Origin of the sequence: Streptomyces globisporus (genome assembly GCF_003501885.1) — a bacterium.
In the GTDB taxonomy this organism is placed as follows: domain Bacteria; phylum Actinomycetota; class Actinomycetes; order Streptomycetales; family Streptomycetaceae; genus Streptomyces; species Streptomyces globisporus_D.
On sequence record NZ_QWFA01000439.1, the window covers coordinates 1 to 777 of the forward strand.

Consider the following 777-nt stretch of genomic DNA (forward strand, 5'->3'; position numbering starts at 1 on the left):
GGCCGGGGGTGTGGAGGCGGGCGAGGATGCGGGCTTCGGCGGCGTCGATGTCGGCCTGGGTGTAGGGGGCGGAGACGAGGCGGGCGCGGGAGAGGAATTCGTCGATGTGCGGGGTCATCGCTGTCCTTCCATGGTGCGGTCGGGTCCGAGGATCTCCCGCAGGCGGCGCAGGGAGTGACGGACCGTGGAGCGGACGGTGGCGCTGGTCATTCCGAGTACGGCTGCGGCCTCGGGGGCGTTCATGCCCTGGAGGTAGGTCATCACCATGACGTCCTGCTGCCGGTCGGTGAGCTGGCGCAGGGCGCGGAAGAGGGCGAGGGATTCGGTGATCTGGCCGATCGGGTCGACTGCGTCGCGCAGCGCGACGGTGTTGAAGGCGGCTTCGTCGATCAGCGGGGGCCGTCGGGTGCGGGCGCGGGCGTGGTCGATGACCTTGTTCCGCATGGTGGTCCAGGCGTAGGCGGCGGGGTTCTCCGTGAGGAGGACCTGGTCCCAGGTGCGCAGGAGGTGCTCGAAGGCGCTGTCGATGGCTTCTTCGGCGTCCTGGCGGTGGCGGAGGTAGGTCTCGGCGTAGCGGACGTAGCTGGCCCGGTTCATCTGGTGGAACGCGGTGAAGGACAGGTCCGGGTCCGGGCGGTCGGCGGCGGTCACGGCGGGCGCGGTCGGGTTGTTCCGGCGTCGGTTTCGGGTCACCGGCCGTCTCCCCGCTGGTGACGGGTCATCTCGCTGACGCCGGCCCGCACACCAGCAGCGGCGAGGCGACGGAGCAGGGCGACG

At 71.2% G+C, this 777-nt stretch carries 1 protein-coding gene; it reads right to left on the reverse strand.

Features of this window, described 5'->3' with window-relative positions:
• Window positions 1–114: 114 nt before the first annotated feature.
• Window positions 115–693 carry a sigma-70 family RNA polymerase sigma factor gene (locus tag D3105_RS34200; protein WP_118906611.1) on the reverse strand — a complete coding sequence of 193 codons (579 nt, stop codon included), beginning with the start codon at window positions 691–693 and terminating at the stop codon, window positions 115–117.
• Window positions 694–777: the final 84 nt, after the last annotated feature.